General features: G+C 68.1%; 5 protein-coding genes. 4 read left to right on the top strand and 1 reads right to left on the bottom strand.

Going from position 1 to position 7,107, the window contains the following annotated elements; translation table 11 throughout:
• Nucleotides 1–829 (bottom strand): DUF222 domain-containing protein (locus RCJ92_RS14305; protein ID WP_446754909.1); only part of this gene is annotated, 829 nt, incomplete at its 3' end.
• A 362-nt stretch (nucleotides 830–1,191) separates the two neighbouring features.
• Here RCJ92_RS14305 and RCJ92_RS14310 point away from each other — a divergent pair.
• From RCJ92_RS14310 to gcl, 4 genes are all read left to right on the top strand, one after another.
• A complete protein-coding gene (locus RCJ92_RS14310; protein WP_446754910.1) occupies nucleotides 1,192–2,364 on the top strand; it encodes a glutamate--cysteine ligase in 1,173 nt (390 codons plus the stop codon).
• Between the two features lie 545 nt (nucleotides 2,365–2,909).
• Complete coding sequence (locus RCJ92_RS14315) at nucleotides 2,910–3,707, top strand: hydroxypyruvate isomerase family protein (RefSeq protein WP_054821817.1); 798 nt, start codon at nucleotides 2,910–2,912, stop codon at nucleotides 3,705–3,707.
• A 65-nt stretch (nucleotides 3,708–3,772) separates the two neighbouring features.
• A complete protein-coding gene (locus tag RCJ92_RS14320; protein ID WP_446754911.1) occupies nucleotides 3,773–4,657 on the top strand; it encodes a 2-hydroxy-3-oxopropionate reductase in 885 nt (294 codons plus the stop codon).
• Between the two features lie 377 nt (nucleotides 4,658–5,034).
• Nucleotides 5,035–6,828, top strand: coding sequence for a glyoxylate carboligase (gcl, locus tag RCJ92_RS14325; protein WP_138176334.1), 1,794 nt, complete (start codon nucleotides 5,035–5,037; stop codon nucleotides 6,826–6,828).
• The last annotated feature ends 279 nt before the right edge of the window (nucleotides 6,829–7,107 follow it).

Here is a 7,107-nt window from a genome sequence, read left to right on the forward strand (position 1 = left end):
CCGGCTCCCGGTGCTCATTGGCGTGCGCGGTGATGTTCTTCATGATCGCCATGATGTCCTCCGCCGGCAGGCACGCCTGCAACGCGGCCATCCCATCAGGCTCGGCCCACCACCGCACATAGCGCTCCTCCACCCGACGTTCACGCCGGGTGGCCGCGGCCTCGGGCAGCATCTGGGTGCGCAGCTTCTTCGCCCGCTTACTCACCTGAGCATCAGTATCCCGCCGGGCCACCGGCAACAGGTTCTGCTCCAACTGCCCCACCTGCTCCGGCTGCAGATCCTGACTGGAACGAATCACCGTGATCGCGCTGCGGGTAGTGATCTGCCCCTGCAGCAACGCCTCCAAGGTGCGCGGACACAACTGACGCAACCCCTCGGCCACCAACAGGCGGGCATTGGTCGAGTACTCGGTGGTGCGGGTGGCCAAGGACGCCTCGGCCACGAAATTCTGCCGGATCACCTGCTCCGAGCCCGGCTTCACCCCATACTTCTGGATACTGGCCAACTGCAGCGGATCAGTGATGCCCTTCTGCCGGTCCTGCAAATACGACAACTCCAGCCCCTCGGCCAGCAACACCGCCTCAACGGCATCGAGCATCGAACGCAGCCGCCCCACCGTTCCCAACCGCTCCAACACCTCACCCGGGGACCCCGGCGCGGACGCCAGCAACTCATCGGTCACGGCCGAAGACAGGGGCTGGCACGCAATCTTGTAATCGATCCCGGCATGCAGCACCCCGTCGATGCCCCAGTGGTCCCGAAAACCGCTGGGCAGGATCGGCAACCGGTGGACGTCATCCCCGGAATCGAAGATCTCTTTTCTGCCCATACCCCATCATCCCAACCACCACCGACACTATGACCCCGACCACAACCAGATGGGGAAAGCCGTGGGAGGACGTTCTTCACGCGCCCTTCCGGCAGCGGGGAAGGCCTCCTTCAGCGGCAGGCGGTGCTCGATGCGCAAGGCCAGTCGGCTGGATATGACCTGAGACTTTTGGGGAAAACCCCACGGATGGCGGGGCCGCTAATAGTGTTCACTGCACCAAGATGCCATCAGGTCTCCTGCTGGTCGTGCCGGTTGCCGGCCAAGGACGCGGCAGGCCAAAGCCATGGCCTTCCGGACGGTTCGGATCCGCACGGCGCGGGAAGCCGGGCGGCATCGTCAAGCAAGACGGGGAGGGTCGGCTGATGCGCACATTTGGTGTGGAGGAAGAACTGCTGCTGGTCGACGGGCTCACGCTGGAGCCGCTGGCGGCGGCCGAGCAGGCCGTGGCCTCGGCGCACGGCACGACCGCGACGGGACACCAGTTGACCGTCGAGCTGAAGCAGGAACAGCTGGAGATCGTGTGTCCGCCGCAGACGAGCCTGGCCGGGCAGCTGGAGGCGATCCGCACCGGACGCGCCCTGGCGGCCAGCGCCGCCGCGAATGTGCGCGGGCAGGTGGTGGCGCTGCCGTTGCCGCCGCAACGCCTGGTCTCCCACCTTGTGCCCAAGCCCCGTTTCCGCAAGATGGAGAAATTGTTCGGCATCACCGCCGATGAGCAGCTGACCAACGGCTTCCACGTGCACGTGGAGGTCGATTCGCCCGAGGAGGCCGTGGCGGCGGTGGACCGGATCCGCATCTGGCTGCCCACCCTGCTGGCGCTGAGCGCGAACTCCCCGTTCTGGGCGGGCCAGGACTCGGGGTACGGCTCCTACCGCTACCAGGTGTGGTCGCGCTGGCCCACCTCCGGGCCCAGCGAGGTGTTCGGCTCCGTGCAGGGCTATGAACGCCACCAGCAGGCGCTGCTGAGGACCGGGGTGCCGCTGGATGCCGGGATGCTGTACTTCGACGTGCGGGTGTGCGAGCACCAGCCCACCGTGGAGGTGCGCATCACCGACGTCTGCCTTGACCCGGCACACGCGGCGGTGATCGCCACCCTGGTGCGCGCCCTGGTGGAAACCGCGGCCCGCGACACTCAGCGGCCGCCGGTGCAGGTTCCGGCCGCCGAACTGCGGCTGTGGAGCTTTCAGGCCAGCCGGGCAGGGGTGGGCGGTGCGCTGGTCGACCCGGCCAGCGGCGCGCCGTCCCCGGCCGCCGAGGTGGTGGCCGGGCTGCTGCGCGCGGTGCGCCCGGTGCTGGAGGAGCTCGGTGAGCTGGATCCGGTGCGCCAGGTGGTGCAGGGGATCCTGCGCCACGGCAGCGGCGCCCATTTCCAGCGCCAGGCGTACGCACAGCGGCATTCGGTGTACGACGTGGTGGCCGCAGCCCTGCAGCGCACCCACGGCCACCAGCCGGTGCCGCCCGGGGTGCTGCCGGTGCTGCGCCCCGAGGGCGGCAGCCCGGCGGCGTCGGACCAAGCCCAGCGCTGGTTGGCCTGAGCGCGGCTCGGCGGTGAGGGCGGCATGCGGCCGGCTTCAACCTTGCTGCGGTGGTAGTCCACAGTTCCGGTATGGCTCCATGCCTCCGGACAGGATCGCCTGAATATCGCCGCGGTCCCCACCCTGGACAGCAGCGGGGTACCGCAACGTCCCACGGGGCGCATTTCTCCGGATGCCGATAACTAATGACCACTGGTTTTCCGTCAGGCGGAGTGTCTGCCTTCTGCGATGCGGAAAAATACTCCGCAATGCCACAGGGCGGGTGAAGGGGCGTCGTGGTGCTCGCAGTGCGGGTGATGACCGTCCCGCTGCCGCATGATCCGGCGGGCTTCATGGGCCGCATACCTCAAGGCAAGCCGCCGTTCGCCCTGTCCTTGACCGGTCGCCGGCGGGTTCGCCACCAAATTTCCCGGCCCCGCCCCCAGATGTGCGCCGCGTTACGCAACCCCCTTGACAGTGACCTAGATCTCGCCATAAAGTTTCCATAAACCAAAACATAGTTTCCACATGTTGAAATTATGGAAAGACTTCAAGGAGGGAACGACGTGTCCTACACACTGAACTGCTCGATCTTGCTGACCGAACTGCCGATCCTGGAACGCGCAGCCGCCGCCAAGGCCGCAGGCTTCGACAGCGTGGAATTCTGGTGGCCGTTCGCCGAGGCCGTGCCCGGCGACAAGGACGTGGATAAGTTCGTCGCCTCCCTCAAGGACGCCGGCGTGCAGCTGGACGGACTGAACTTCTACGCCGGTGACATGCCCGGCGGCGACCGCGGGCTGGTGTCCTGGAAGGGCCGCTGCTCCGAGTTCAAGGCGAACGTGGAAGTGGTCGCCGCGATCGGCGAGGCCACCGGCTGCAAGGCCTTCAACGCGCTCTACGGCAACCGCCAGGAGGAATACACCCCGGCCGAGCAGGACGAGCTGGGCCTGAAGAACCTTCTCGCCGCCACCGAGGGCGTGGCCCGCATCGGCGGCACCGTGCTGATCGAGCCGGTCTCCGGCACCGCGGCCTACCCGCTCAAGACCGCCGCCGACGCGCTGGAGGTCATCAACAAGGTCAAGGCCGCCGGCAACCAGAACATCGCCCTGCTGGCCGACTTCTACCACCTGGCCGTGAACGGCGATGACGTCGCCGCGGTAATCGAGCAGCACGCCAAGGACTTCGGCCACATCCAGATCGCGGACAACCCGGGCCGCGGCGCACCGGGCACCGGCAACCTGCCGCTGTTCGACTGGATCGACCGTTCCCGCGAACTGGGCTACACCGGCAAGGTCGCCCTGGAGTACAAGCAGGAGCGCGAGACCGCGTTCAACTGGCTGGAAACCGCCAGCACCTCCGCCTAGCGCACCTCCCGCACGAGGCCGGCCCCGCCGGCACCGCCTTCGACAGCTTTGAAAGAACAGGACAAATGAGCAAGAACATCGCCTTCATCGGACTGGGCATCATGGGCCTGCCCATGGCCAAGAACCTGGTCAACGCCGGCTTCAAGGTCACCGGCTACAACCGCAGCGCCGCCAAGGCCGAGGAACTGGCCGCCGCCGGCGGCGCCGCGGCCAAGACCATCGCCGAGGCGGTCAAGGACGCCGACGTGGTGATCACCATGGTGCCGGACTCCCCGGACGTGGAAGCCGTGGTCACCGGCGAGGACGGCGTCTTCGCCAACGCGAAGTCCGGCGCCCTGTGGATCGACAACTCCTCGATCCGCCCGGACGTGGCCGTGCGCCTGTCCGACGCCGCCCGCGAAGCCGGGTTGCGCCCGCTGGATGCCCCGGTCTCCGGCGGCGAGCAGGGCGCGATCGACGGGGTGCTGTCCATCATGGTCGGCGGCGAGCCGGCGGACTTCTCCGAGGCCAAGGACGTGCTGGAGGCCGTGGGCAAGACCATCGTGCTGGTCGGCCCCTCGGGCTCCGGGCAGACCGTGAAGGCCGCGAACCAGCTGATCGTCGCCTCCAACATCCAGGCGCTGTCCGAGGCCGTGGTCTTCCTGGAGGCCTACGGCGTGGACACCGACTCGGCGCTGCAGGTGCTCGGCGGCGGGCTGGCCGGCTCGAAGGTGCTGGACCAGAAGGGCCAGAAGATCCTGGACCGCGAATTCGGCCCGGGCTTCCGCCTGGCGCTGCACAACAAGGACATGGGCATCGTCACCTCCGCCGCCCGCGAGGCCGGGGTCATCCTGCCGCTGGGCGCCCTGGTGGCCCAGCTGGTCAGCTCCACCGTGGCCAGCGGCGACGGCTCGCTGGACCACTCCGGACTCTTCCGCGGCGTACAGCGCCTGTCGGGCAAGTCCGAGTAGGCACCCGGGCCGGGAACACCGGCCCGGCCCAAAGATTCCTGTGACGGGATCCGCAGACCGCACGCAGCGGTCCTGGGATCCGCAGCCGTCCTGCTCCAGGGGCGCCCGGGTCGAAGCGACATCAGTGATTCCCTGACAGATCGTCCCGAAGCTCGAAGTCTTCGACTGCCCGGGCCCCCACGTGCTCATGGAAGCCAGGATGGCCGGTGTGATGAGCCGAGGACCCCACGCAAAGGACCACGTGATTGCTCCGTGTGGTGCCAGCCGCGGGTCCCGTCGCAGGTCTATCCACCCCAGCCGGACCAACGCCGGCTGGATCCAAACTTTTCTCGAAAGACCCCGGCCAGCGGCCGGACCAGCAAGGAAGTGTGATTCCCATGCCTAAGATGCGCACCGTAGATGCCATCGTGCAGATCCTGGAGAAGGAAGGCGCCACCGAGGCGTTCGGCCTGCCCGGGGCCGCGATCAACCCGCTGTACTCGGCCATGAAGGACCATGGCGGGATCCGCCACACCCTGCACCGCCACGTGGAGGGCGCCAGCCACGCCGCGGACGGCTACTCGCGGGCTACCGGCAAGATCGGGCTGTGCCTGGGCACCTCCGGCCCGGCCGGCACCGACATGATCACCGGGCTGTACGCCGCGATCGCCGACTCCATCCCGATGCTGTGCATCACCGGCCAGGCGCCGACCAACGTGCTGCACAAGGAGGACTTCCAGGCCGTGGACATCGAGTCCATCGCCAAGCCGGTCACCAAGTACGCGGTGACCGTGCTGGAGCCGGGCCTGGTGCCGGGCACCTTCGCCAAGGCCTTCCAGATCATGCGCTCGAACCGTCCCGGCCCGGCGCTGATCGACCTGCCGATCAACGTGCAGATGGCCGAGATCGACTTCGACATCGACGCCTACGAGCCGCTGCCGGTGCAGAACCCGCAGATGTCCCGCGCCCAGGCGGAGAAGGTCGTGGACCTGCTCACCGGCCATGAGCGCCCGATCATCATCGCCGGCGGCGGGGTGATCAACGCGAACGCCAGCGCCGCGCTGGTTCAGCTGGCCGAGGAACTGGACATCCCGGTCTCCCCGACCCTGATGGGCTGGGGCGCGATCCCGGACGACCACCGCCTGCAGTCGGGCATGGTCGGGATCCAGACCCACACCAAGTACGGCAACGACACGTTCCTGGCCTCCGACTTCGTGCTGGGCATTGGCAACCGCTGGGCCAACCGCCATACCGGGGACCTGGCCACCTACCGCGCCGGACGCAAGTTCGTGCACGTGGACATCGAGCCGACCCAGATCGGGCGCGTGTTCTCCCCGGACCTGGGGATCACCTCCGACGCCGGGGCCGCGCTTGAGGCCATCCTTGAGGTGGTGCGCGAGCGCAAGGCCGCCGGCCGGGTGCCTGACTACTCCCAGTGGTCGGCCGAGTGCACCGAGCGCAAGGGCACCGGGCACCGCAAGACCAACTTCGAGAACATCCCGATCAAGCCGCAGCGCGTCTACCAGGAGATGAACGCCGCCTTCGGCCAGGACACCACCTACGTGTCCACCATCGGCCTGAGCCAGATCGCCGGCGCGCAGATGCTGCACGTGTTCGGCCCGCGCAAGTGGATCAACGCCGGACAGGCCGGCCCGCTGGGCTGGACCGGGCCGGCGGCGCTGGGCGTGGTGCGCGGCAAGCCGGGCGAGAAGGTCGTGGCCCTCTCCGGGGACTACGACTTCCAGTTCATGATCGAGGAACTGGCCGTGGGCGCGCAGTTCAAGCTGCCCTACGTGCACGTGGTGGTCAACAACTCCTACCTGGGCCTGATCCGCCAGTCCCAGCGCGGCTTCGAGATGGACTACCACGTCTCCCTGGCCTTTGAGAACATCAACTCCCCGGAGATGAACGGCTACGGCGTGGACCACGTGAAGGTCGCCGAGGGCCTGGGCTGCAAGGCCGTGCGCGTGGAGGACCCCTCCCAGCTGGCCGCCGGCTTCGCCGAGGCGAACCGCCTGGCCGACGAGCACCAGGTGCCGGTGGTCGTGGAGGTCATCCTGGAACGGGTCACCAACATCTCCATGGGCGCCGGGCTCGACGCGGTCAACGAGTTCGAGGACCTGGCCCTTGAGGCCGGGGACGCGCCGACCGCCCTGGTGCCGCTGAGCGAGCGGACCGCAGTACTCGGCTAGGGTCAGTCGTCACACTCACCCAACCGGAACACCCCGAGGTGCGCAAAGCGTGCACAATGGATACAGGAAACTGTGATCCGCCGCACGCCTTGCGCGCCTTGGCGGCACGGCCCGCCACCCGGCGGGCCACACCCATCCCCGGACCCCACCGGCGCCGGGGATGGGCCAAGAACAACAACGTCAGCAGGACCATGAGGGAAAGGCGGGCCGCGGGATGAAGATCGTCATCGCCTCCGACAAGTTCAAGGGCACCCTGACCGGGGCCGAGGTGGCCGCCGC

The sequence above is a fragment of the Glutamicibacter sp. BSL13 genome, assembly GCF_052928425.1.

What these genes read in the sequence shown, in the direction of transcription:
- RCJ92_RS14310 (WP_446754910.1), top strand. Translation starts at nt 1,192, where the DNA reads ATGCGCACATTTGGTGTGGAGGAAGAACTGCTGCTGGTCGACGGGCTC.
- RCJ92_RS14320 (WP_446754911.1), top strand. Translation starts at nt 3,773, where the DNA reads ATGAGCAAGAACATCGCCTTCATCGGACTGGGCATCATGGGCCTGCCC.
- gcl (WP_138176334.1), top strand. Translation starts at nt 5,035, where the DNA reads ATGCCTAAGATGCGCACCGTAGATGCCATCGTGCAGATCCTGGAGAAG.